Source organism: Brevundimonas sp. M20 (assembly GCF_006547065.1).
Classification (GTDB): domain Bacteria; phylum Pseudomonadota; class Alphaproteobacteria; order Caulobacterales; family Caulobacteraceae; genus Brevundimonas.
Map to the genome: position 1 here is coordinate 135,651 of NZ_CP041243.1, position 20,833 is coordinate 156,483.

The 20,833-nt window shown below is 69.7% G+C and carries 24 protein-coding genes and 1 tRNA gene; 13 read left to right on the forward strand and 12 right to left on the reverse strand.

Features of this window, described 5'->3' with window-relative positions; translation table 11 throughout:
• Window position 1 precedes the first annotated feature (1 nt).
• Genes FKQ52_RS00690 through FKQ52_RS00725 form a run of 8 tightly spaced genes read left to right on the forward strand, consistent with a single transcriptional unit; the run spans window position 2 to window position 4,708 of the window.
• The gene (locus FKQ52_RS00690) at window positions 2–463 is read left to right on the forward strand and encodes a chemotaxis protein CheW (protein ID WP_141625394.1); all 462 of its coding nucleotides are present in this window, start codon (window positions 2–4) and stop codon (window positions 461–463) included.
• Window positions 460–1,323 carry a protein-glutamate O-methyltransferase CheR gene (locus FKQ52_RS00695; protein ID WP_141625395.1) on the forward strand — a complete coding sequence of 288 codons (864 nt, stop codon included), beginning with the start codon at window positions 460–462 and terminating at the stop codon, window positions 1,321–1,323. The genes FKQ52_RS00690 and FKQ52_RS00695 overlap by 4 nt, the downstream gene beginning before the upstream one ends.
• A complete protein-coding gene (locus FKQ52_RS00700; protein WP_141625396.1) occupies window positions 1,320–2,372 on the forward strand; it encodes a chemotaxis response regulator protein-glutamate methylesterase in 1,053 nt (350 codons plus the stop codon). The genes FKQ52_RS00695 and FKQ52_RS00700 overlap by 4 nt, the downstream gene beginning before the upstream one ends.
• 10 nt (window positions 2,373–2,382) lie before the next feature.
• Window positions 2,383–2,772, forward strand: coding sequence for a response regulator (locus FKQ52_RS00705; protein ID WP_141625397.1), 390 nt, complete (start codon window positions 2,383–2,385; stop codon window positions 2,770–2,772).
• On the forward strand, window positions 2,769–3,323 hold the full coding sequence (locus FKQ52_RS00710) for a chemotaxis protein CheD (RefSeq protein ID WP_141625398.1): 555 nt from the start codon (window positions 2,769–2,771) through the stop codon (window positions 3,321–3,323). The genes FKQ52_RS00705 and FKQ52_RS00710 overlap by 4 nt, the downstream gene beginning before the upstream one ends.
• A complete protein-coding gene (locus tag FKQ52_RS00715; protein WP_141625399.1) occupies window positions 3,323–3,655 on the forward strand; it encodes a hypothetical protein in 333 nt (110 codons plus the stop codon). Before FKQ52_RS00710 ends, FKQ52_RS00715 begins: the two co-directional genes overlap by 1 nt.
• Window positions 3,656–3,659: 4 nt before the next feature.
• Window positions 3,660–4,256 carry a response regulator gene (locus tag FKQ52_RS00720; RefSeq protein WP_141625400.1) on the forward strand — a complete coding sequence of 199 codons (597 nt, stop codon included), beginning with the start codon at window positions 3,660–3,662 and terminating at the stop codon, window positions 4,254–4,256.
• Window positions 4,253–4,708, forward strand: a complete 456-nt coding sequence (locus FKQ52_RS00725) for a chemotaxis protein CheE (protein ID WP_141625401.1) — start codon at window positions 4,253–4,255, stop codon at window positions 4,706–4,708. Before FKQ52_RS00720 ends, FKQ52_RS00725 begins: the two co-directional genes overlap by 4 nt.
• Here the strand turns inward: FKQ52_RS00725 and FKQ52_RS00730 are convergent.
• The 3 genes from FKQ52_RS00730 to FKQ52_RS00740 form a co-directional block, all read right to left on the reverse strand.
• Window positions 4,705–6,438: a class I adenylate-forming enzyme family protein gene (locus tag FKQ52_RS00730; protein ID WP_141625402.1), complete on the reverse strand. Its 1,734-nt coding sequence runs from the start codon at window positions 6,436–6,438 to the stop codon at window positions 4,705–4,707. The two genes, FKQ52_RS00725 and FKQ52_RS00730, sit on opposite strands and share 4 nt — an antisense overlap.
• A 466-nt stretch (window positions 6,439–6,904) precedes the next feature.
• The gene (locus FKQ52_RS00735; protein WP_141625403.1) at window positions 6,905–7,513 is read right to left on the reverse strand and encodes a hypothetical protein; all 609 of its coding nucleotides are present in this window, start codon (window positions 7,511–7,513) and stop codon (window positions 6,905–6,907) included.
• Window positions 7,514–7,616: 103 nt separating this feature from the next.
• Entirely contained in the window at window positions 7,617–8,927 is a 1,311-nt protein-coding gene (locus FKQ52_RS00740; protein ID WP_141625404.1) for a S8 family serine peptidase, read from the reverse strand.
• 106 nt (window positions 8,928–9,033) lie between these two features.
• Here FKQ52_RS00740 and FKQ52_RS00745 point away from each other — a divergent pair, with 106 nt between their 5' ends.
• The 3 genes from FKQ52_RS00745 (at window position 9,034) to FKQ52_RS00755 (ending at window position 11,236) form a co-directional block, all read left to right on the forward strand.
• The gene (locus FKQ52_RS00745; RefSeq protein ID WP_205750807.1) at window positions 9,034–9,537 is read left to right on the forward strand and encodes an RNA polymerase sigma factor; all 504 of its coding nucleotides are present in this window, start codon (window positions 9,034–9,036) and stop codon (window positions 9,535–9,537) included.
• Window positions 9,534–10,256 carry a hypothetical protein gene (locus tag FKQ52_RS00750; protein WP_141625406.1) on the forward strand — a complete coding sequence of 241 codons (723 nt, stop codon included), beginning with the start codon at window positions 9,534–9,536 and terminating at the stop codon, window positions 10,254–10,256. The genes FKQ52_RS00745 and FKQ52_RS00750 overlap by 4 nt, the downstream gene beginning before the upstream one ends.
• Before the next feature lie 179 nt (window positions 10,257–10,435).
• A complete protein-coding gene (locus tag FKQ52_RS00755; protein WP_141625407.1) occupies window positions 10,436–11,236 on the forward strand; it encodes a hypothetical protein in 801 nt (266 codons plus the stop codon).
• 59 nt (window positions 11,237–11,295) lie between these two features.
• On the opposite strand, the gene FKQ52_RS00760 is transcribed toward FKQ52_RS00755, so the two are convergent.
• Window positions 11,296–11,372, reverse strand: a tRNA-Arg gene (locus tag FKQ52_RS00760).
• A 146-nt stretch (window positions 11,373–11,518) separates the two neighbouring features.
• Here FKQ52_RS00760 and FKQ52_RS00765 point away from each other — a divergent pair.
• Window positions 11,519–12,805: a hypothetical protein gene (locus FKQ52_RS00765; protein WP_141625408.1), complete on the forward strand. Its 1,287-nt coding sequence runs from the start codon at window positions 11,519–11,521 to the stop codon at window positions 12,803–12,805.
• Here FKQ52_RS00765 and FKQ52_RS00770 read toward each other — a convergent pair.
• The 5 genes from FKQ52_RS00770 to FKQ52_RS00790 form a co-directional block, all read right to left on the reverse strand.
• On the reverse strand, window positions 12,802–13,068 hold the full coding sequence (locus FKQ52_RS00770) for a hypothetical protein (RefSeq protein ID WP_141625409.1): 267 nt from the start codon (window positions 13,066–13,068) through the stop codon (window positions 12,802–12,804). The two genes, FKQ52_RS00765 and FKQ52_RS00770, sit on opposite strands and share 4 nt — an antisense overlap.
• Entirely contained in the window at window positions 13,010–13,489 is a 480-nt protein-coding gene (locus tag FKQ52_RS00775) for a hypothetical protein (protein WP_141625410.1), read from the reverse strand. Before FKQ52_RS00775 ends, FKQ52_RS00770 begins: the two co-directional genes overlap by 59 nt.
• Before the next feature lie 13 nt (window positions 13,490–13,502).
• Window positions 13,503–13,862, reverse strand: a complete 360-nt coding sequence (locus tag FKQ52_RS00780; RefSeq protein WP_141625411.1) for a hypothetical protein — start codon at window positions 13,860–13,862, stop codon at window positions 13,503–13,505.
• Window positions 13,863–13,878: 16 nt separating this feature from the next.
• Entirely contained in the window at window positions 13,879–14,355 is a 477-nt protein-coding gene (locus tag FKQ52_RS00785) for a helix-turn-helix transcriptional regulator (protein ID WP_141625412.1), read from the reverse strand.
• Between the two features lie 146 nt (window positions 14,356–14,501).
• A complete protein-coding gene (locus FKQ52_RS00790) occupies window positions 14,502–16,571 on the reverse strand; it encodes a TonB-dependent siderophore receptor (RefSeq protein WP_205750809.1) in 2,070 nt (689 codons plus the stop codon).
• Between the two features lie 48 nt (window positions 16,572–16,619).
• On the opposite strand from FKQ52_RS00790, the gene FKQ52_RS00795 reads away from it, so the two are divergent.
• Window positions 16,620–17,792 (forward strand): DUF1624 domain-containing protein, encoded by a 1,173-nt coding sequence (locus FKQ52_RS00795; protein ID WP_141625414.1) that lies wholly within the window; start codon window positions 16,620–16,622, stop codon window positions 17,790–17,792.
• Window positions 17,793–17,799: 7 nt separating this feature from the next.
• On the opposite strand, the gene FKQ52_RS16310 is transcribed toward FKQ52_RS00795, so the two are convergent.
• From FKQ52_RS16310 to FKQ52_RS00805, 3 genes are all read right to left on the reverse strand, one after another.
• Window positions 17,800–17,949, reverse strand: coding sequence for a hypothetical protein (locus tag FKQ52_RS16310; protein WP_168196752.1), 150 nt, complete (start codon window positions 17,947–17,949; stop codon window positions 17,800–17,802).
• A gap of 54 nt (window positions 17,950–18,003) precedes the next feature.
• A complete protein-coding gene (locus tag FKQ52_RS00800) occupies window positions 18,004–19,197 on the reverse strand; it encodes an MFS transporter (protein WP_141625415.1) in 1,194 nt (397 codons plus the stop codon).
• A gap of 95 nt (window positions 19,198–19,292) precedes the next feature.
• On the reverse strand, window positions 19,293–20,792 hold the full coding sequence (locus tag FKQ52_RS00805; protein WP_205750810.1) for a serine hydrolase: 1,500 nt from the start codon (window positions 20,790–20,792) through the stop codon (window positions 19,293–19,295).
• Between the last annotated feature and the right edge of the window lie 41 nt (window positions 20,793–20,833).

Consider the following 20,833-nt stretch of genomic DNA (forward strand, 5'->3'; position numbering starts at 1 on the left):
CATGACCGAAGTGCAAAACAACGCCGCTGTCCGTGAACTGATCGCCTTCCGTATCGGCGAGCAGGAGTTCTGCGTGGATATCATGTCGGTCCGCGAGATCCGGGGCTGGACCCCCGCGACCCCGCTGCCGCGTTCGCCCGGTTACATGAAGGGCGTGATCAACCTGCGCGGCGCGGTCCTGCCGATCGTCGACCTGGGCGCCCGCTTCGGCCTGCGCACCTCCGAACCGACGGCCCGCCACGTCATCATGGTGGCCCACATCGGCGGCCGCACCGTCGGCCTGCTGGTCGACGCGGTTTCGGACATCATCCAGCTGACCGAAGGCACGGTCCAGCCGACCCCGGACGTCGCCAGCGATGACGTTCGCACCTTCGTGAAGGGCATCTTCGCGCTGGACGGCCGCATGATCAGCCTGATCGAACTCGACATGATCCTGCCGGAAGCGGAAGCCGAAGCCGCATGACCTCCGCCGCCGGGGCGCCGTCGATGGTGGAGGGCGAGTTCGTCCTCACGCCGGAAGACTTCCGCCATATCGCCCACACCCTGCATTCCTACGCCGGCATCGCGCTGGGCGAGGGCAAGGCCGCGCTGGTCTACTCGCGTCTGGCCAAGCGCCTGCGCGTGCTTGGCCTGCGGAATTTCCGCGAGTACTGCGAGCTGATCGACGGCGTCGAGGGCGTCGATGAGCGGCAGCTGATGACGGCGGCCCTGACCACCAACGTCACCCGCTTCTACCGCGAGCCGCACCACTTCGATCACCTGCGCGACCGGATCATGCCCAAGCTGGCCGAGCGCGCCCGCGCCGGCGGCCGGGTCCGCCTGTGGTCTGCCGCCTGTTCGAACGGGCAGGAGCCCTATTCCATGGCCCTGACCGTGCTCCAGACCCTGCCGGAAGCGGCCGAGCTGGACGTGAGGATTCTGGCCACCGACATCGACCCCAACATGGTCGTGCAAGGCTATGAGGGCGTCTATTCCGAAGAGGCTCTGGAGCCCGCGCCGGCCACCCTGTGGCGCAAATATTTCGACCGCGCCGACCGTGGCCAGTGGGTCGCCGGACGCCAGCTCAAGCAGCTGGTGACCTTCAAGGAGCTGAACCTGATCGGTGACTGGCCGATGAAGGGCAAGTTCGACGTCATCTTCTGCCGCAACGTCGTCATCTATTTCGATGACGCCACCCAGGAGCGTGTCTGGAACCGCTTCCTGCCGCTGATGAACCCGGGCGGCACCCTGTATATCGGCCATTCCGAGCGCGTCTCCGGGACCGCCGCCGCCCGCCTGCAGACCAGCGGCCTGACCACCTACCAGCTGGGAGCCGCCGGATGAGCGCCGCCCCGGTCAGGGTCCTGGTCGTCGACGACAGCCCCACCATGCGCGGCCTGCTGACGGCCGCCCTGCGCCGCGATCCCGAGATCGAGGTCGTCGGCTCGGCCGCCGATCCGCTGGAAGCGCGCGAGGCGATCAAGCGCCTGAACCCCGACGTCATCACCCTGGACGTCGAAATGCCCAACATGAACGGGCTGGAGTTCCTCGAGAAGATCATGCGCCTGCGGCCGATGCCGGTGGTCATGGTCTCGACCCTGACCCAGAAGGGCGCCGAAACGACCGTGGCCGCGCTGGAGGCGGGCGCCGTGGACGCGATCGGCAAGCCCATGGACGGCACCCCCGCCGCCGTCGCCTTCGCCGAACTCAACATCAAGGTGAAGGCCGCCGCCCGCGCCCGGGTCCGCCCGCGCGGCGATGTCCCCGCCATTCATCAGGCCCCGGGCGACTACCGCCCGGACCCGAACCTGATCCTCGCCATCGGCGCATCCACCGGCGGCGTCGAGGCGCTGCTGACCGTGCTGCAGGGCTTCCCGGCCAACTGCCCGGCGACCGTCATCACCCAGCACATGCCCGCGACCTTCACTAAAAGCTTCGCGGCGCGGCTGGACAAGGTCTGCGCCCCGACGGTCACCGAGGCCGAGGACGGCGCGCCGGTCATGCCCGGTCACATCTACATCGCCCCCGGCGGCGAGGCTCACCTCGAGGTCTCCGGCGCCGCGCCGCGCTGCCGCCTCAGCCGGACCGAGACCGTCAACGGCCACCGTCCGTCCGTGGACGTCCTGTTCAACTCCGTCGCCCGCCTGAACCGCCCCATGACCGGGGTGATCCTGACCGGCATGGGCAAGGACGGCGCCAAGGGCTTGCTGACCATGCGCCAGGGCGGCGCCCACACCCTGGGCCAGGACGAAGCCTCGTCCGTCGTCTACGGCATGCCGCGCGCCGCCCAGGAGATCGGCGCCGTCGAACGCCAGCTCCCGCTTCACCGTCTCAGCTCCGCCATTCTCGACGTCTGCGCCGCGTCCCCCCGCGCCGCCCCGACCGCTGCCTGAAGGAATACGTATGCCCGCCGCCGCCGCCCTCCATGTTCTCGTCGTCGATGATCAGCAGACCATGCGCTCGCTTGTGCGCAACAGTCTGCAGCAGCTCGGCGTGCGCGAGATCCGTGAGGCCGCCGACGGCGAGATCGCCCTGCGCGAGATCGTGACCCGCCCGGCCCATCTGGTGATCTCGGACTTCAATATGCCCAACCTGGACGGCCTGGGCCTGCTGCGCGCCATCCGCGCCCACCCGCCGATCCAGACCACCGCCTTCATCATGCTGACCGGCCGCGCCGACCGCGAACTGGTCCAGCGCGCGGTCCAGTTCGGCGTGAACAACTACCTGGTCAAACCCTTCACCGTCGCCCAGCTGAAAGAGAAGCTGGAAGGCGTCTTCGGACCTCTGACATGAGCCCCGCGCAGTCGTCGGATCGCGGCGAGATTCGCATTCACGTCGGTCAGGGCGAGCACCACATCACCGCTGATCCCGCGGTCATGCTCACCACGGTGCTGGGCAGTTGTGTCGCCGCCTGCCTGACCGATCCGGTCGCGGGCGTCGGCGGCATGAACCACTTCCTGTTGCCGGACGGCGCGGGGGCGGGCACCGACGCGGGCCGCCGCTACGGCGCCTATGCGATGGAGCTGCTGATCAACGACCTGATCAAGGCGGGCGCCCGTCGCGAACGCCTTGAGGCCAAGCTGTTCGGCGGCGGTCGCATGTTCGACAGCCTGCGCGACGTCGGCATGGCCAACGCCGAGTTCGCGGAACGCTTCCTGCGCGATGAAGGCATCCGGGTCGTGGGCGGCAGCCTGCGCGGCGCCGGCGGCCGTCGTCTGCACTACTGGCCGGTCAGCGGTCGCGCCCTGCAAAGGGGCGTCACCGACGCCGCCACCACCCCGCCCGCGCGTCCCGTGCCGGCGCCGCCCCCGGTCGCCGCCGGCGGCGATCTGGAGCTGTTCTGATGCCCGCGGACGCGTCCTCCCTGCTGGCCGCCCTCGCCGCCGAGATCGGCGACGTCCGCTCGGGCGTGGACCGTGTCTCGGGTCTGCTGTCCGATCTCGTCCGCCGTCTGCCCGCCGAACACCGGGCCGAGGCCCTGACCGACGCCCAGGCGCTCGATGTGCTGATCCAGCGCCTCGATGCGGTCTCGGGCGTGCTCAACGGTCTCGCCTCGGGCCAGACCTCCGCCGACGCCGTCTCCACCGTCCTGCTCGCGGACATGGCCGGGCGGCTGAACGGTCGCCAGCCCGCCCGCGCGTCCGCGGACGCCGGCGACCTGCATCTGTTCGACTGACGCCATGGCCGCCTCCTCCAACGCCCGCGTCAATCTGGAGCACTCGACCGTGCTCCTGATCGACGACAACCCGAAGGCGCTGGATATGCTCAGCTCGATCTTCCAGGGCTTCGGCGTCAAGCAGCAGATCAAGTGCGAAAGCGCGGTCGATGCGGTGGAGATCCTCAAGCGCCAGCCGGTCGATCTGGTCCTGGTGGATTGCTCGATGCCGGAAATGGACGGCTTTGAGTTCACCCGCTGGCTGCGTCGCGAGATGCCCGCACCGGCCAAATACACCCCGGTGATCATGCTGACCGGTCATGCGGCCCAGTCCAGCATCCAGAAAAGTCGTGACTGCGGCGCCAGCTTCGTGGTCGCCAAGCCCCTGACCCCCGCCGTGCTCCTGCGCCGCATCCTGTGGCTGGGCGGTGATGAGCGCGAGTTCGTCGAGTGCGAAAGCTATGTCGGCCCTGACCGTCGGGTTCGCAATTTCGGCCCGCCGCTGGGCCAGCCGGGGCGTCGCTCGGGCGACCTGTCGACCCACGTCGGCGAACCCGCCGAGGCCAATATGGATCAGTCCGATATCGATATGCTGATGAAGCCGATGCGGGTGTCGCTGTGAGCGAAGTCCGTACCCTGAAAATCCAGAGCCCCCTCGCCAGACAGCTGGCCCGTCCCGGCGGGCGCACCATCGCCGACGCCCAGCGTCTGGCCGAGACCGGCCTGCAAAGCCACAAGGCCGACATCATGGGCGATCTGGGTCGCCTGATCGGTCAGCTGGAGACCCTGTGCGTCGAGGCGACGGCCGAAGGCCGCGACCGGGTCTATGTGCTGGCGTCGGCCCTGGTCGATCTGGCCGGCTTCTTCGACACCGGCCCGCTCTACACCGCCGGCTACAGCCTGTGCGACCTGTCCGAGCGCATGCAGGCGATGGGCGTGTGGAACTGGCCCGCCGTCGAGGTGCATGTGAAGGCCCTGCGCCTGATCCTGACCGGCGGCTGCAAGACCGGCGCGGAATCCGACGTCCTGCTTCAGGGCCTGAAGAGCGTGCTCGGGGCCTTCGCGCCCGCCTAGGCGAACCGCGCCTTCAGCTCGCCCTTCACCACCTTGCCCGCCGCGTTGCGGGGCAGGGGCTCGTTCAGGATATGCACCTCGACCGGGGTCTTGAACGCCGCCAGCCGCGACGCCGTCAGGGCCTTCAGCGTATCGGCGTCCACCGTCTGTTCGGGAGCCAGCGACACCACGGCGACCGGGACCTCGCCCAGCACCGGATGCGGCTTGGCGATCAGCGCCGCCTCGGCCACCGCCGGATGCTCGAACAGGATCGCCTCCACCTCCTGGCAGTAGATGTTCTCCCCGCCCCGGATGATGATGTCCTTGGCCCGGTCCACGATGAAGCAGAAGCCTTCCTCATCGATCCGCGCCAGATCGCCCGTGCGCACCCAGCCGTCGACGAAGGTCTCGGCCGTCGCTTCGGGCTTGTTCCAGTAGCCCTTCACGATGTTCGGCCCATAGGCCAGCAGTTCGCCGACCTCGCCCGTCGGCAGCTCCGCGCCGTCCGGTCCCACCACCTTGATCGCGCTCACCGGCATGGCCGGGCCGCAGCTGTCCGGGCGGTTCACATAGTCCTCGCCGAAGTGATGGGTATGTGTGGCCGAGGTCTCGGTCATGCCCCAGCCCGAGCCGGGCCGCGCCGTGGTCCGATCGTCGATCTGGCGCACCAGATCGGTCGGCGCCGCCGCCCCGCCATAGGTCACGGTCTCCAGGGACGACAGGTCGTACCTGTCCCGGTCCGGGTGTTGCAGCAGCTGGATAGCCACCGTCGGCACCCCGCCGATCAGATTGATCTTCTCCCGCTCGATCAGCATCAGCGCCTCCGCCGCGTCGAACCGGCGCTGGCAAACGAGCGTCTGCCCCGTGACGAGCGCGGGCAGCAGCAGGGCGTTGCAGCCGGTGGTGTGGAAGAATGGGATCGACACCAGCCCGACCTTGGGCGGCGCGGTCGGGTCCATCGCGGGCGGCGTCTCGCCCCGGCGCACGAAGGCCCGCACCAGCGAATACAGCCCGGCCATCACGCCGCAACCGGCGTTCCGGTGGGTGCCCAGCGCGCCCTTGGGGAAGCCGGTCGTGCCGGAGGTGTAGAAGATCGCCGCCGGGTCCTCGGGGTCCAGCGGCACGTCCGGCATCTCGCCGGCCGGCAGATCGGGCCAGGCGTCCGGCGAGCCGATGACGGCTTCCAGCGTCCCGACGCGCGGATCGCCCGACGCCTCGCGACCCCGGCACACCAGCACGTCGGTCAGGTCGGTCAGCTCCGGCAGGTGCGGGGCGATCCGCTCCAGTCGCTCGCCGTCGACGAGGACGACGGTGCTGCCTGAATCCTTCAGACCGTAGGCCAGCTCCTCGCCCGACCACCAGGCGTTCAGCGGCGTGACGATGGCGCCCAGCAGACCGGCGGCGAAGAAGCTGACCGGCCATTCCGGCACATTGCGCATGGCCACCGCGACCCGGTCGCCCTTCTTCACCCCGCGCGCCTTCAGGTCCGCCGCCAGCGCCAGCGTCGCACGCGAGAAGGCCTCGAACGACACCCGCTCGTCGCCATAGACGATGAAGGTCCGCGCCCCCCACTGCCGCCCGGCCATGAAGGTGTGCATCAGGGTCGGCGGGGCGTTCTTCCAGATCTTCGTCGGGCGCCCCTCGATGGTCGTCTCGACCACTTCGAAGATCGAGCCCGGCGCGGTCAGGGCGGCGGTCGCCTGGGCGAGAGTCAGCGCGGGCCACGCGCGGGCGGCGGCTTGGTCGGTCATGGGCGTTTTCCTTGGTCCGCCGCTTTGCGCGGTCTGGTCTGACGCCACAGTGATCCCGTTTTCGCCGGGTGATCAAGGTTCAGTTGGTCGCAGGTCGCCGTCAACCCGCCGGCGCGGGGGCCTTGCGCTCCGGCGCCTCTCCCCGGGGGGGGGGTGGAGCGAGGCGCCGGACCGCTTCATGCCGCACAGACCTTCTCAGGAGACGCGACGGCCCGCGCGGCATGGCCGCCGACCCGGAGCCCAAAGGTTCGGGTCATCGGCGCGCGCGACCGGAGTGCCGATACTAAAACCGGTCGCCCGCCCTTCATAAGCGAGGCCGTGCCCCGACACAGCCTTCACTTTAGTTATAGACACCGGTGACATTCGACCGTCCGGTGCGGCTCGTCCTGCACAGCGAGCCCGGCGCGCGGCGCCGGGCTCGACAGGCTCATGGCCGGGATCGGGGGCAGGCCCGGCGGTGAGGCGGTTACGCCTGCGGGCGGGTGCGCTCCGCCGAGCCTTCGGCGGAGCCGCCCAGCGCGACCGAGGCGCCCGAACGGCTGGCCGAGGCCGCCGCATCGCCCGAACCGCTGCCCTGGGCCTGACGGCGCGGAGTGTTCACTGCGCCTGAACCGGAGCCGGCGGCGCTGCCCGAGGCTGAGCTGTTCAGCGCGCCGTTGGCGGCCGCGGTGCCGCTGTTGGCGGTGTTGCCCAGCGCCGTCTGACCGGCGGCCGAGGCGCCTTCGGCGGTCGAACCCGCACGGGTCACGCCCGCGGCGGCTTCACCCTGGGCGCGGGCCGAGGCGCGTTCGGCGCGAGCAGCGGCGGCCGCCGCACGGCGCTCGGCGCGGGCGCGGGCCTGTTCGGCGCGGCTGGTGGTCTCGCCGATCCGGTCACGGGTGAACGAACCGTCCACGCCGCCGGTCAGGTTGCCCGAGCCCATGCCGCCCACCGAACCGCCGGCGCCGCCCACCTGTCCGCCCAATCCGCCGGTCAGTCCGCCGGTCAGGCCGCCCGCGATCTGGGCGTTGGCGGCTCCGGCTCCGGCCAGGGTCATGGCGACGGCGGCGGCGGTGATCATCAGGGTCTTGCGCATCGTATCTCTCCTGCGAAAGGTGCGGGCGATATCGCCCTCGCAGAGTCCAACGACGGGTCGATCCGGATTCATCCCGACCCCTGAAAAAAGTTCTGAAAAAAGTTCAGCGGGCCAACTGGCCCCGGGCTCCGACCGCCGCCGGGGCGGTCCTCAGCGTCCCGGCGACCACGCCCCGCCCGTACACAGGATCGGCGCCCGGCGCGCCTTCGTCGGTCGCCGTGCGGGCCAGCGCTTCCACATCCCCGCCGTTTCGCGCCAGCAGCCCGGCCACCAGCGGCGCCGCGAACGACGCCCCCCTGACCGCCACCCAGCCTCGCCCTCCGGCGGCGGCCATGTCCGCGCCCGGCGCGGCGAAGTCCACCTGCGGCCCGCGTCCGGCCTCGGGCAGCACCCGGTTGCGCGCGTTCACCGCCGTCACGCCGATCACGCCCGGATAGCTGGCCGGAAACAGGGGCGGGGCGGCGGGGCCGTCGTTGCCCACGGCGGCCACCACCGTCATTCCCCTCTGCCGCGCCCGCGCGATCGCTGTCTCGATCAGGCCGTTGCGCGGCCCCACCAGACTGATGTTCACCACCCGCACATTCTGGCCCGACAACCAGCTGAGCGCCTGCGCCACCGCTGTCGCCGATCCTCCGGTGGCGGCCCCGCCATAAACGTCCGCCGCATACAGGCTCGCCCCCGGCGCGGCGCTGTGAAAGCCCTGCCCCCGTCCGACCAGCAGCGAAGCCACCGCCGTTCCGTGCGCCGCCGGCCGCGCCGTCCCGACAAAGCCGCGCGTCTGAATGTTGACGCCCGCCAGCGCCGGATGCCCCGCATCCACGCCTGTGTCGATCAGCCCGACCCGGACCCCGCCGCCCTGAAGCGTGGAGGAAGGCGTGGGCTCCATCACCGGGGCGGCCTCGGCCTCGGCCTCCATATCCCCCGCCGGGACATAGACGTGGTTGAAGGCGAACTCTCCGTCCGGCGCCAGGGCCTTCAGTCGCGCCATCGCCCTGCCCGGTGACATCCGTCGCGGCGGGGCCAGCACCACGGTCGTCAGGTCCAGCTCCTCCAGCCGCTCCTCGCGGATCACGGTGAAACCCTCGGCCAGCGCCGCGCGCCGCGCGTCGGGGCTCAGGGTCACCGCCACGATCTCGCCTCGCACGACGGCCCATCCGTCCGGATCGCTCTCCAGCGCCCCGTCCGACCGTCGCACCAGATCGCGGAACCGCGCCGGGACCTGCAGCGCGCCCTCGATCCCGTCGCGCGCCTGACCGGTCAGGCGATCCACCTCGCCCGGCAGTCGGCCCGGCAGGTCGCGGGCGCCCGGCAGTGAAGGCAACCCGCCGCCTCCGGGCAGGCCGATCTGCGCCGAGGCCGGTCCCGCGACCAGCGCCGCGGCACATCCCAAAAGGATCAGAAAATGAGGCCTCATCGGCGGCTCCAACGTATGAAACGGATGAAAGGCCATTGGCGACGGCCCGACAATGGATGAAACGTCAGGGCCGGGACGTTTCATCCCGCATGAGCGGAGTATCGACTTGGACGCATTCCAGACGGGACTGGTGGAGCTTCTTCCCCGGTTGCGCCGGTTTGCGCGCGCCGTCTGCCGCTCGGACGCCGATGCGCAGGATCTGGTTCAGGCCACGGTCGAGCGCGCGCTGCTCAAGCGCTCCGGCTGGACCCCCGGCACCCGTCTCGACAGCTGGGCCTTCACCATCATGAGACGGATCCACATCGACGACGCCCGTTCGAAGGCGCGCTGGGGCAAGGTCCTGTCGCCCGAGGACGATCTCACCTCCAATGTCGCCGACGCCGCCCAGGCGGGCGAGGCCCTGCGCGCCGACGCGCTCGCGGTCCAGGCCGCCGTCCGCAGCCTGCCCGATGACCAGCGGCTGGCCGTGGCGCTGGTCCTCATCGACGGCCTGTCCTACGCCGAGGCCGCCGGTGTGCTGGGCGTCCCGGCGGGCACATTAACCAGCCGACTGGTGCGTGGACGGCAGACCCTTCTCCAGACCCTTGCCGAACAGGGCGTGACCGCATGACACTCTATGACGACGAAACCCTGATGCGCCGGGTGGACGGCGAACTGACCCCCGATCAGGGCGCGGCCATCGACGCAGCCGCCGCGTCAGATCCGGTCCTCGCCGACCGTCTCGCCGCCCTGCGGAGCCTGCGCGCGCTGACGGAGGGGGCCTTCCCCGCCCGGGTCGACCCCCGCGACGACGCCCTCGCCGCCCTGATCGCCGGGGCTCCAGCCGTCGCCGCGCGCGGTCCGTCATGGGCTGATCGGCTCAAGGCCGCCTTCGCCCCCTCGCTGCTGCCGGTGTGGGGCGCGGCGGCCGCCGCGGCCTTCGTGCTGGGCCTGATGGTCGGCGGCCCGGGAACGGAGCAGGGCTTCGTCGTCGGTCCGCAAGGCCAGATCGCCGATGCCGACCTCACCCGCGTGCTGGACCAGCGTCTGGCGGGGCAGGGCGCCGACGCCGAAGGCCGCGCCGTCGGCCTGACCTTCCGGGACGCCGAAGGCCGCTGGTGCCGGACCTTCAGCGCCGGTTCGGATGGCGTCGCGGGCCTCGCCTGCCGCGCCGACAACCGCTGGGCCGTTCAGGCTCTCGCCCCGTTCAGCGCCGCCGGTCCGGACGCCATCCGCACCGCCTCCGCTGACATTCCTCCTGTGATTCTGGCCGCCGTCGACGCCGCGCAGGCCGGAGACGTCCTCGACGCAGCCGCCGAAACCCGCGCGCGCGACGGCGGCTGGCGCTGACGCCGATCCCGCGCGTGCCGCCGGATCACTGACTGTTCCGGAGAAAATGGCGTACCCCGGGAGGAGTCGAACCCCTGACCCCTGCTTTCGGAGGTTCATGGTGCCCTGCGGCCGTGGTTGACGCGCGTCAGCGCCGCGTGACAACTTTCGATTGCGCACACCTTGAGCCGGGGGGCTCCATGAGACATCTGCTTGTCGGTCTGCTGATCGGCGCCCTTCTGGCGTCGTGCGCCAGCGCGTCTTCCGGCGCCGCCCAGTTGGCTGCCGACCCGGAGGCGGCTGCTCGGGCGCACGATCTCGCGCTTCGCACCGTTGAAGCCTCCGAGGCGTCGGCCCGGTGGGCTTTCGCCCAGTTCATCGTGGCCGCGCTCGGTGTGATCGGCGTGGTGGTCAGTCTGTTCTGGACCGCTCGCGCAGTGAAACACGCCAGCGATGCCGCAAGCGCCGCGCAGGCGCAGATAGCGACCGCGCGGGAAGAACTCACCGTCGCCCAGCAGGAACTGTCGCTCGCTCAGCAAACCCACGAAGACTTCGTCCTCGCCACTGAACGACAGCTCAGGGCCTATCTGATCGCGGCGATCGGTGAACTGAAGATCTGCAAGGCAGGAGCCCCGGTGCGTTGGCGCATACCCTTGCGAAACAACGGCCAGACGCCTGCGAAGAACGTGCGGTTGCACACCTCGGTGATCTATCACCGCCTCGCTGATGCAATTCCGGACGATGTTGACTACGACCGGACCTTCGAAGGCGCGATCATCGGCGCCGGCGAGGAGCGTAGCTTCAGCTTTGAGACCCCGTTCACGCTGACCTCTGCACAGATGAAGGAATTGAACGCCAAGAAAGCCTGCATCCTGGTGCGATGCATAACGCACTACACCGACGTGTTCAGCGCGGATCGAACGACGACCTTCGCCCAGCACTTCTGGGGCACCGGCGAACGCGGATCCCACACAACCGAGTGCGTCAACGACTTCACCTGAAAATATCGCCGCGCCCGGCGACGAATACCGGCGCCGTCCGAACGGTGTGGAAAGGAAAATGGCGCACCCGAGAGGATTCGAACCTCTGACCCCTGCCTTCGGAGGGCAGTACTCTATCCAGCTGAGCTACGGGTGCGTCTGGCGGCGCGAACGCCGGAGGCAAGGCCTCTACAGCAGGACGGCGCCGCCCTCAATCCCGAAAGCACGACGAGGCCCGGCGCGCCGCTTGGCCCGGGCGGCGTCCGGCACTAGCGTGCGCCCTCGCTTCGATGGGAGGACCCGATGCGCGTCGCCATTCTCGCCCTGCTCTGCCTTGTCGGGGCCTGCGCCTCGGCGCCGTCCGCCGGAACCGGTCCGGGCGGAGACACCCTGGACGCCATCGCGCGGGACTATGTCGCCCTGACGCTGGAGATCGGCGAGCGCGAGCCCGGTTATGTCGACGCCTACTACGGCCCGGCCGAGTGGCAGGCCGCGGCCCATGCCGATCCGCGCACCGTGCCCCAGCTGATCCAGGGCGCCGCGACCCTGACGGAGCGCCTGAACGCCGTCTCCGTCGCCGGGGCTGAACCCGCCGTGCGTCAGCGCAAGGCCTATCTGCTCGCCCACGTCTCGGCCGCCTCGGCCCGGCTGCGCATGCTGTCCGGTGAGAAGATGAGCTTCGCCGACGAGGCCGAAGCCCTGTTCGGCATCCGCCCGGAGCTGCGTCCCCTGTCGTCCTTTGATCCGGTGCTGGCCGAGATCGACGCCCTGATCCCCGGCCCGGGCGCCCTGACCGACCGGGTGACCGGGTTCCGCTCGCACTACGTCATTCCGCGAGATCGCCTGCAGGGGGTCATGGACGCCGCCATCGCCGAGTGCCGCGCCCGCACGGCCCGCCACATCACCCTGCCCGCCGACGAGAATTTCACCCTCGCCTTCGTCGGCGACAAGCCGTGGTCCGGGTATAATTATTATCAGGGAAACTCGCGGTCGAAGATCGAGATCAACGCCGACTTCCCCATCTACACCGAGCGGGCGATCGACCTGGGGTGCCACGAGGGCTATCCCGGCCACCACGTCTACAACGCCCTGCTGGAGCAGACCTTCGTGCGCCGGCGCGGCTGGGTGGAGATGAGCGTCTATCCGCTGTTCAGCCCCATGTCCTTCGTCGCCGAGGGCAGCGCCAACTACGGCATCGACCTGGCCTTCCCGGGCGACGAGGCCGCCCGCTTCGAGCGTGAGGTGCTGTTCCCCCTCGCCGGTCTGGACCCGGCGACGGCGGCGAAGAAGGCCCGGCTCGGCGCCCTGATCCGCCGGCTGGGCCGCGCCGAATACACCATCGCCGACGACTACCTGTCCGGCCGGGTCGGGCGCGAGGAGAGCATCGAGCGGCTGATGAAGTACAGCCTCGCCGACCGCGCCAAGGCGACCCAGCGGCTGCGCTTCATCGACACCTACCGCAGCTACATCATCAACTACGGCCTGGGCCGCGACGTGGTTCAGGCCTGGGTCGAGCGGCAGGGGCCGGATCACTGGCGGGGCATGGAGACCCTGCTGTCCAGCCAGATCCTGCCCGTCGACCTCGACTAGTTGATGACCCGGCCGTCCTGGCCCAGGCCGCGCATGAAGGCGGTGAGTCGGGCCAGGGCGCCGAGGTCGCGCTCGTCCGTCCGGCTGCCGGCGCGCATATTGTCCAGCAGCACCTCCAGCATCATCACCGCGTGCTCGGGCGTCTCGGGCTTCTGATCCAGAATCTGGGCCTCGGCGCGGGCGCGACGCAGTTCGTCGCTTTCGTCAGGGCCGCTGGACTGCGTCCAGATCGACCAGGCTTGATGGATGTTTGTCTTGGGCATGGGATCCGCCCTCCCGGGCGAAGCGTCGCGCGGCCCAGGCTTCCCAGGCGCCGACGAAGAAAGTGATACAGATGAGCAGCCACACCTCCATCCGGATGGTGACGGCCGTCCACACGAAGTGCCGGCCGTCGGCCAGCAGGGGGACGAGGTGGGTCAGGACCGAGATCAGCTGGAAGCCGGCGAGGGCCGTCAGCCACCAGCGGTCCCGCGCGTAGGTCAGCCACAGGATCGCGATCAGGAAGACCAGTTCCAGAGCGGCGATGCCGGCGCGCCAGGTGCCGATCTGGAGCGGCTCGAGGAGGGGGACCAGCACCAGCAGAGCCAGCACAAGCACCCCCACGAGCCGTTCTTCCCAGCCGCCGAAACAGAACAGGGCCAGCACACCGACAAGGGTGACGCCTATGATCGCGAAGGTCAGCACGCGCCGGGAGCGATCAGACCGCGGCCAACCGGCCCTGGGGCTTGGTCGTACCGATCTCGCCGTCGTCCGGCTTGGTTTCGCCGGGGGCGAGCAGGGTGTGGTTCAGGCCCATGCGACGGGCGTCGCGCAGGGCGTGATTGTGCGCCTCGACCAGTTCGCCGCGCGCCTCGGTCAGGGTGTGCAGGGCCTTGGCCGCCGCGCTGAAGGCGCGATGTCCGGCGCCGGCCGCCAGACCCGCGCTCATGCGGCCCGACAGGGCGTGGGAGATCATGTCGGCCAGCCGGGCGCCGGCGGCGTCGATCATGTGTTCGGTCTCGCGGAGGTCGAGCGCGACGGCGCTGGCGAACTCGTCAGGTTTCCGGGCGATGTTCATGGATGTCCTTCAGGGATCAGGGATTGCCACCTGTCGGCGCGAAGGAATCCGTCCCCCCGAACACCAGTCCGACCAGTCCCGTGAGAACGGTCAGAACGAGCAGCCCCGCCAGGGCCCATCCGAAGATGGCCATGGTGCGAACACGCAGGGAGCCCGGCGTCCGCCACCGTCCCAGCCGTGTATAGAGCCCGTAGAGCCCCTCCGCGGCCGGAGCGGTCGAAGCGAGGGAACCGGCGACCCGGTCCGCATCGACGCCCTGATCAGGCGCTGAAACGGGCCCCGGCGGTATGGCGTCCGTCGCGTATGACGCGTCAGACGCCAGTGCGCGAAGCGCGGCCTTCCGGGTGCTGACCCCGAACTTCCGCAGGATTTCGCGGAAATGCTTGTCGACCGTGTTCTCCGAGATGCCGAGCGCGCGCGCGATCTCCTTGTCGGTCATCGTGGCCGACAGGCGCAGGCATTCTTCCTGCCTTTTGGTCAGCCGTTCCGGCATTCCGTACTCCCCTTCCGCACAGCTAAGGCGGTTAGGTCGCGGTCGTCCAGAGTCTTGATTCTTCAAGCGCCTTTCCCGAGCGATGGATAATGCTCGAAGTTAACGCCCGGGAACGGCCTTCGGTCGCCGCTCCCGCTACGATCCGGCTAGAGGCGGGCTGTCAGCGACAGGCGGAAAGACCGGGGCGCGCCGCGCGAGATCCACAGCGCGCTGTAGGAACTGGCGGCGTAGTCCTCGTCCAGCAGGTTGTCGCCTTCCAGCCGCACCGAAAGGTTTCGGGTCAGGTCCCACTCGCCCGCCGCCTTCAGTTTCCAGTAGGCGGGCAGGCGCACGCCGTTGGCCTCCAGCGACCCGGCGCGTTCGCCCACATAGGCGGCGCCGGCCGTGACCGACCAGTCCCGTCCGCCGGGTTGGCTGAAGCGCCCCACCACGAACAGGGCGCCCGAATGCTCCGGCACGTTCAGGACCGTGTCGCTGGCGAAGGCCGCGTCGTCCGCCTCGGCCTCGGTCCAGGCGTAGTTGCCGATCACCTGCCAGGACTCGCCCAGCGCCAGCGACCCGTCCAGTTCGATCCCGCGGGACGTCAACCGGCCGACCGGCGCCAGGAAGTTGGGGTCCACGGGATCGGTGGTCAGGATGTTGGTCTTCTCGATGTCGAAGAACGTGGCCGCCAGATCGAGGCCGTCCCAGGCGCCGCTCAGACCCAGCTCCCAGCCCTCGCCCGTCTCGGGCGCGAATCCCTGTCCGGTCCGCCCGGTCCCGGAGTTCAGAACGAACGAGCGTCCGAACCCGGTGTGCAACGCCAGCGCGTCCGTCAGCTGATAGCGCGCCCCCACATGGTAGTTGACCGGACTGTCCGCCGCCTCCCCGGTCGCGCCGGTGCGGTTGTTCCGGATGGTCTGGCTGTAGTCGTCATACCGCACCCCGGCGTTCAGGCTCAGCCGGTCGTTCACCTCCCACAGGTCCGAAACATAAAGGGTGACGACCTCGCGCTTCTCCAGATTGTCCGTGAACGGCAGGGGTGTCGGCTGCGGTTGGCCATAGACGGGAGTGTGCACGTCCACCGCATAGGGGGCGCCGGCGTTCGGATTGATCCGCAGCCATTTCTCCCCGTACTCCAGCCGATAGGCTTTCAGCCCGACGGTCGGGCGATGCACCCCGGCGCCCGTTTCGATCCGGCCGTTCAGCTCCATCCGCGCCGACAGGTCGTCGACCGAGAAGTCGCGACCCCGCCGTTGCCGCCACAGCTGGTCCCCGACCAGCCGCGAATGGTCGCTCGACAGCCCCTTTAGCGAGCCGGTCCGCCACGCCAGTCCGCCGTTCAGGCTCCAGTCGTCGTTCAGCCAGTATTCGCCCGATAGCTGATGCCGCTCGTTACGGAACTCGGTGACGCCGTCGGCGGGCTCGCCGTAATAGTTGGTGCGGGGCAGGGCCAGGGCGTCGCCGTTCAGGGCGGGAACACCCCGGTCGAACAGGGTGTCGAAGGCGGTGATCTCGCCCACATAGGTCAGCCGCAGATCCGCCGTCGGCCGCCAGGTCAGCGACGGGGCGATGACGCTGCGGTCCAGCCCGACATGGTCCCGCCAGCCGTCGCCGGTCTCGCCGACCAGAACCAGCCGCCCGGCCAGCGTTTCCGAAATCGGGCCGGTCACATCCAGTTCGCCCCGTCTCAGGCCGAATGACCCGACCGTCGCGGTCAGGCTGGCCTCCGTCTCGAACCGGGGCGTCTTCGACACGATGTTGACCCGTCCCGCCGGGTCGATGTCGCCGAACAGGGTGCCCGACGGGCCTTTCAGGATCTCGATCCGTTCAGCCGTCGCCGGATCGCGCGGCGGGGCCATGCCCCGGTTGGCCAGAAAGCCGTCGACGTAATATTCGGCGCCGCCGTCGGGTGTGCCGAGGAAGCCCCGGATGGCGAAATTGTCCATCACCCCGCCACGGTTGTTCTGCTGGCTGACGCCGCTGACCAGTTCCAGCGCATCGGCCAGCCGGGTCGCGCCCACGGCCTCGATCAGGTCCGACTCTATCGACCGGCTGGACTGGGACATGCGCTCGGTCGGGCCGCCCGCGCCCAGGGTCGCATCGCGCGGCGTCCGGCGGCCCAGAACCACGATCTCGTCCAGCGAAGCCGCCTGTTGGTCCGGGGTCGGAGCATCCGGCGCGGGGGATAGCGCAGCCAGCAGGCACAGACCCGCGCAACTCGTCAGCAGGGACAAGGGAAACTCCATTTGTAATGTTATTACGTAACGGCTAGACGCTCTCCCATGTCGCTGTCAACCGCCTCGCTTCCCGTGCCTCCCGCCGGTCCGGTCACCGCCCGCATCGCCTCCATCGACGCCCTGCGAGGCTTCGTCATCCTGCTGATGCTGGTCGATCATGCGCGGGAGTTCTTCTTCTTCCACGCCCAGGTCAGCGACCCGATGAGCGTGACGGAAACCTCTCCGGCCCTGTTCTTCACCCGCCTGTCGGCCCACCTGTGCGCGCCGATCTTCGTCGCCCTGACGGGGCTCGGCGCATGGCTCTACGGGTCGAAGAAGGGCGGACCGCCCGCGGCCTCCGGCTTCCTGTTCAAGCGGGGTCTGTTCCTCGTGGTGCTGGAGCTGACGGTCGTCAGCTTCGCCTGGAATTTCGACCTGACGCCGCCGACGATCTTCCTTCAGGTCATCTGGGCCATCGGCCTGTCCATGATCGCCCTGTCAGCCCTCGTCTGGCTGCCGCGTCCGGTCCTGATCGCCGTCGGCGCGGTCATTGTGCTGGGCCACAACCTGCTCGACCCGATCACCTTCGCGCCGGACCAGCCGGGCCATGCCCTGTGGGCGATCCTGCACGACCGGGGCTTCATCGAACTGCCGTGGGATCAGCGCATCCGCACCTCCTACCCCCTGCTGCCCTGGATCGGCGTGGCGGCGCTCGGTTACGGGATCGGCCCGTGGTTCGCGGGCGAGGCGGGAACGCGTCGTCGTCGTCTGATCGGTCTGGGCCTGGGCATGCTGGCCCTGTTCGCGGTCCTGCGGGCGATCAATGTCTATGGCGAGCCTCTGCCCTGGTCGGTCTATCCGGATCCGCTGCACACGGGCATGAGCGTGCTGAACCTGACCAAATACCCGCCGTCCGCCGACTTCCTGCTGCTCACCCTCGGGATCGGCGCCCTGTTGCTGGCGACGTTCGAGGCTATATGGCTTCGCCTGATCGGCCTTCTGTCCGTGTACGGAAGTGCGCCGCTGTTCTTCTACCTGATCCACCTCTACGGCCTGCATCTGGCCTACAAGGCCTGCCTCGCCGCCTTCGGCCCCAACCATGGCGACAGTTTCGGCGTGCCGAACGTCGCATGGGTCTGGGGCATCGCCGTCGTGGCGGCCATCCCCAGCTGGTTCGCCTGCCGCTGGTTCGCCGGGATCAAACGCCGGAGCGGTCGGTGGTGGATGAAGTACCTCTAGGCAATCGTCAGGGGACGACGCCGGTTACCGGGCCGACCCCGTCATCATCGTCCTCGTCTTTCGGCAGTGGAATTTCCCGTTGGGGCCGCTCCATGGCCTCGGCGTCCCGGCGCAGGTGCTCAAGCTCTTCGCTCAGCGGGGTCTTCGGTTCGGTCATGGCCGGCTCCTTCTACGACCCTGACTCAATGATCGGGACGGACCCGGCGTTCCGTCATGACCCGGGCGTCGCCGCTGATCCGTCCAGTCGAATATCGCGACCCGCGGCCAGACCCAGACCGCCCAGCACAAGACACAGCAGCAGGCAGGTCGTCAGGGAGGCGGTCCAGCCGCCGGTCCAGTCATGCAGGGCGCCCGCGACCAGCGGCCCCATCGCGGACAGCATATAGCCAAGCGACTGCACCATGCCGGACAGCCGGGCGGTCTGGCCGGACGAGGTCGTCCTCAGGCCGACGAAGGCAAGCGCCAGAATGAAGGTCCCGCCGTTGGCCAGGCCGAACAGGGCGACCCAGAGGGCCGCCAGCGACGGCGCCGCCAGCAGCCCGAGAACTGAACCCGACATCAGCACCGCCAGACCGGCGGCCAGCCCGCGCTGATCCTTCAGCCGCTTCACCAGCGGCGCCAGCAGCAGCCCGGGGAAGGCCGTCGCCACCTGCATCACCCCGTGCAGGGCGCCGGCGGTCTCCGGCGCGAACCCGCGCGAGATCAGCATCGACGGCAGCAGGGCGACCAAGGCGTAGTAGAGGAAGGAGTTCATCCCGAAGAAGACGGTGATCTGCCAGGCCAGACCCGACCGCCAGAGGGAGACGGCCTCCGTCGGTTCCGGCGTGGCGGCGGCCGGTCCGGTCGTGCGCCGCAACTGGGGCAGCCACAGCAGGGCGGCCGCGACGGGCAGGGCGATGAAGGCGCCCAGCGACGCCTGCCAGTGGAACGCCTCTGTCAACGGCACCACCACCGCTGAGGCCAGCCCGGACGCCAGTCCCATGGTCAGTGCATACAGGGCCGTCAGCCGGGGGATCTGGTCAGGGAAGTCCCGCTTCAGCAGGCTGGGCAACAGGGTGTTGCCGATGGCGATGCCGGCGCCCAGCAGGGCGGTGCCCGCATACAGGCTCCAGACCGGTCCGACGGACCGCGCCACGATCCCGCCGGCGATCAGGGCCAGCGCCAGAAACAGGGTCCGCTCCAGCCCCAGCCCGCGCGCCATCCCGGCCGCGAAGGGCGACACCAGGCAGAAGGTCAGCAGCGGCAGGGTGATCAGGGCGCCCGCCGCGCTCGCGCCCATGCCGAACGCGCCCTGCAGGACGTCCAGCACCGGCCCGACCGCCGTGAACGGCCCTCTCAGGCAGGCGGCGAACAGAAGAATGCCCGCGATGATCCATACGGGGGCGAGGCGGTGGGAAGCGGACATGGGCGAGCACGGGGGGAGGCGACGTCGGGGGGGAGGCGCCCCTTCTGGACCCCGCCGCCGCCCCGGTCCAGACCGCGCCTCCCCTTGGGCGCGCCCTAGCGGTTGTCCGGGTCCGGCCCGACGCCGAAGCCCTGAACCCGCCCCGACGGCGCCAGCGCTACGGTCAGCAGGCGGGTGTTCCCCTCCGGCCCGACGCGATAGCCGTATCGTCCGCTGCCGTCCGGCCGGGTCAGGTCCTGCACGAGGATCATCGGCGCCTCGCGCCAGCCGGCGGGCAGGGAGCCTTGCAGCTCCTGCGCCAGTTCGGGGCTGTGCTCGTAGGGGCTGCCCTCGACGAATTCCGCCTTCAGATCGTCGCCGTCCGCCGCCTTCGCCAGGAAGGTCCGCACCTTCCGCGCCCGCGCCGCGTCGTCTGGCAGGGCCGGGGCCGGTCCGGGCATCAGCGTGGGATCGACCAGTCCCGCCACGATCCGCGCGATCAGCGCCGGGTTTCCCGAAGTGTCCAGATTGGCGAACACCACCACCGTGACGCCCCGGTCCGGATAGCGCGTCATGCTGCTGGTGAAGCCCTGCCAGGACCCGTTGTGCATGATCCGGCGCGTGCCGCGCATCGTGTCGATCTTCCAGCCGAAGCCGTACCGTCCGGGGTTCGGCGTCCCGTCCGCCAGAGGCTGGACGGTCCACATTGTCGCCAGCGAGGCCGGCGACACCAGTCCGCCCTCGACCAGCGCCCGCTCCCACCGGCCCATGTCCTCGACCGTGGTGTAGATCGTTCCGTCGGCGGTCGAGTTGAAGGTCGGCGACACCCAGGCCTGGTTCCTCAGCCGTCCGGCGTGCATCTCATAGCCCGAGGCCCGGCGCGGGATCACGTCCGTGTCCGAGATCACCCGCGTCGCGCTCATCCCCAACGGGGCGAAGAACACCTCGCGCAGATAGTCGCCGTAGGGCTGCCCCGTCACCCGGTGGATCAGTATGCCCAGCAGCACATAGTTGGCGTTGTTGTAACTCCACTGGCTCCCCGCCTCGAATGCGTTCGGCAGGGCCGCGATCGCCGTCGCCAGCTCGCCCTCGGAGTAGTCCCGGCGGATGTCGAACGGCCCGCCCGGCCCGATCAGCTCGGGATTGTCATACGAGCCGATGCCCGAGGTATGCGACAGCAGGTGCGCCACAGTGACCCCGTCCCAGCTGGCCGTCGCCTCGGGGAAGTAACGGCTCAGCGGCGCGTCCAGCGCCACCTTGCCCTCCTCGGCCAGCTTCATGATCGCCGTCGCCACGAACTGCTTGCCCAGCGAGCCGGTCTGCATCCGCGTGTCCGGCCCCATCGGCGCGGCCCACTCCACATCGGCCAGCCCGTAGCCCTTCATCAGCACCGGCCGCCCCTGCAGATAGATCCCCACCGCCAGCCCCGGAACCCGCTGCCGCTCCATCTCGGCCAGCACATAGCGGTCGATCTCGGCCTGCTGCGCGCTGCTCAGGATCTCCACCTGCGCCGCCGGAGCGGGGGCGGAAGCCGCCTGCCGGGCCGCCGCCTGTCCCGCCCCCAGCGTCATCGCCACCGCGACCACCACCGCCGCCCTCTGCCAACCCGCTCGCATACGCGCACCTTTTCGCTACAAATGTAGCGCTACACTTGTAG

What these genes read in the sequence shown, in the direction of transcription:
- FKQ52_RS00730 (WP_141625402.1), bottom strand. Translation starts at nt 6,438, where the DNA reads ATGACCGACCAAGCCGCCGCCCGCGCGTGGCCCGCGCTGACTCTCGCC.
- FKQ52_RS00700 (WP_141625396.1), top strand. Translation starts at nt 1,320, where the DNA reads ATGAGCGCCGCCCCGGTCAGGGTCCTGGTCGTCGACGACAGCCCCACC.
- FKQ52_RS00765 (WP_141625408.1), top strand. Translation starts at nt 11,519, where the DNA reads ATGCGCGTCGCCATTCTCGCCCTGCTCTGCCTTGTCGGGGCCTGCGCC.
- FKQ52_RS00780 (WP_141625411.1), bottom strand. Translation starts at nt 13,862, where the DNA reads ATGAACATCGCCCGGAAACCTGACGAGTTCGCCAGCGCCGTCGCGCTC.
- FKQ52_RS00805 (WP_205750810.1), bottom strand. Translation starts at nt 20,792, where the DNA reads ATGCGAGCGGGTTGGCAGAGGGCGGCGGTGGTGGTCGCGGTGGCGATG.
- FKQ52_RS00740 (WP_141625404.1), bottom strand. Translation starts at nt 8,927, where the DNA reads ATGAGGCCTCATTTTCTGATCCTTTTGGGATGTGCCGCGGCGCTGGTC.
- FKQ52_RS00710 (WP_141625398.1), top strand. Translation starts at nt 2,769, where the DNA reads ATGAGCCCCGCGCAGTCGTCGGATCGCGGCGAGATTCGCATTCACGTC.
- FKQ52_RS00735 (WP_141625403.1), bottom strand. Translation starts at nt 7,513, where the DNA reads ATGCGCAAGACCCTGATGATCACCGCCGCCGCCGTCGCCATGACCCTG.
- FKQ52_RS00695 (WP_141625395.1), top strand. Translation starts at nt 460, where the DNA reads ATGACCTCCGCCGCCGGGGCGCCGTCGATGGTGGAGGGCGAGTTCGTC.
- FKQ52_RS00755 (WP_141625407.1), top strand. Translation starts at nt 10,436, where the DNA reads ATGAGACATCTGCTTGTCGGTCTGCTGATCGGCGCCCTTCTGGCGTCG.
- FKQ52_RS00795 (WP_141625414.1), top strand. Translation starts at nt 16,620, where the DNA reads ATGTCGCTGTCAACCGCCTCGCTTCCCGTGCCTCCCGCCGGTCCGGTC.
- FKQ52_RS00750 (WP_141625406.1), top strand. Translation starts at nt 9,534, where the DNA reads ATGACACTCTATGACGACGAAACCCTGATGCGCCGGGTGGACGGCGAA.
- FKQ52_RS00715 (WP_141625399.1), top strand. Translation starts at nt 3,323, where the DNA reads ATGCCCGCGGACGCGTCCTCCCTGCTGGCCGCCCTCGCCGCCGAGATC.
- FKQ52_RS00800 (WP_141625415.1), bottom strand. Translation starts at nt 19,197, where the DNA reads ATGTCCGCTTCCCACCGCCTCGCCCCCGTATGGATCATCGCGGGCATT.
- FKQ52_RS16310 (WP_168196752.1), bottom strand. Translation starts at nt 17,949, where the DNA reads ATGACCGAACCGAAGACCCCGCTGAGCGAAGAGCTTGAGCACCTGCGC.
- FKQ52_RS00690 (WP_141625394.1), top strand. Translation starts at nt 2, where the DNA reads ATGACCGAAGTGCAAAACAACGCCGCTGTCCGTGAACTGATCGCCTTC.
- FKQ52_RS00720 (WP_141625400.1), top strand. Translation starts at nt 3,660, where the DNA reads ATGGCCGCCTCCTCCAACGCCCGCGTCAATCTGGAGCACTCGACCGTG.
- FKQ52_RS00785 (WP_141625412.1), bottom strand. Translation starts at nt 14,355, where the DNA reads ATGCCGGAACGGCTGACCAAAAGGCAGGAAGAATGCCTGCGCCTGTCG.
- FKQ52_RS00770 (WP_141625409.1), bottom strand. Translation starts at nt 13,068, where the DNA reads ATGCCCAAGACAAACATCCATCAAGCCTGGTCGATCTGGACGCAGTCC.
- FKQ52_RS00705 (WP_141625397.1), top strand. Translation starts at nt 2,383, where the DNA reads ATGCCCGCCGCCGCCGCCCTCCATGTTCTCGTCGTCGATGATCAGCAG.